Here is a 1,181-nt window from a genome sequence, read left to right on the forward strand (position 1 = left end):
ATGGCAAAGAGCAAATTTGAGCGCAACAAGCCGCACGTTAACATTGGCACGATTGGCCACGTTGACCATGGCAAGACGTCGCTGACCGCAGCGATCACGAAGTACTTCGGCGAGTTCAAGGCGTACGACCAGATCGACGCTGCTCCGGAAGAAAAGGCCCGTGGTATCACGATTTCGACGGCGCACGTTGAGTATGAGACGCCGAACCGTCACTACGCTCACGTTGACTGCCCCGGCCACGCCGACTACGTCAAGAACATGATCACCGGTGCAGCGCAGATGGACGGCGCGATCCTGGTTTGCTCGGCTGCTGACGGCCCGATGCCGCAGACCCGCGAGCACATCCTGCTCGCTCGCCAGGTTGGCGTTCCGGCAATCGTCGTGTTCCTCAACAAGGTCGACCAGGTTGACGACGCCGAGCTTCTCGAGCTCGTCGAACTGGAAGTTCGCGAACTTCTGTCGTCCTACGAATTCCCGGGCGACGACATTCCGATCATCAAGGGCTCGGCTCTTGCTGCTCTGGAAGATTCGGACAAGAAGATCGGCGAAGACGCGATCCGCGAGCTGATGGCAGCTGTTGACGCTTACATCCCGACGCCTGAGCGTCCGATCGACCAGCCGTTCCTGATGCCGATCGAAGACGTGTTCTCGATCTCGGGCCGTGGTACGGTTGTGACCGGTCGCGTTGAGCGCGGCATCGTCAAGGTCGGCGAAGAAGTCGAAATCGTCGGCATCCGCGACACGTCGAAGACGACGGTTACGGGCGTTGAAATGTTCCGCAAGCTGCTCGACCAGGGCCAGGCCGGCGACAACATCGGCGCGCTGATCCGTGGTGTTAACCGTGACGGCGTCGAGCGTGGCCAGATCCTGTGCAAGCCGGGTTCGGTCAAGCCGCACAAGAAGTTCATGGCTGAAGCCTACATCCTGACGAAGGAAGAAGGCGGCCGTCATACGCCGTTCTTCACCAACTACCGTCCGCAGTTCTACTTCCGCACGACGGACGTGACGGGCATCGTGACGCTGCCGGAAGGCACGGAAATGGTTATGCCGGGCGACAACGTCACCGTTGCCGTTGAGCTGATCGTTCCGATCGCGATGGAAGAAAAGCTGCGCTTCGCAATCCGCGAAGGCGGCCGTACCGTCGGCGCAGGCATCGTTGCCTCGATCGTCGAGTAATCGAC

At 60.2% G+C, this 1,181-nt stretch carries 1 protein-coding gene; it reads left to right on the forward strand.

Features of this window, described 5'->3' with window-relative positions:
* Window positions 1–1,176, forward strand: a 1,176-nt coding sequence (tuf, locus tag BLU15_RS38810; RefSeq protein ID WP_034795467.1) for an elongation factor Tu, incomplete at its 5' end; no start/stop codon positions are given.
* Window positions 1,177–1,181: the final 5 nt, after the last annotated feature.

It is taken from the genome of Ensifer sp. YR511 (assembly GCF_900103045.1).
GTDB lineage: Bacteria > Pseudomonadota > Alphaproteobacteria > Rhizobiales > Rhizobiaceae > Ensifer > Ensifer adhaerens.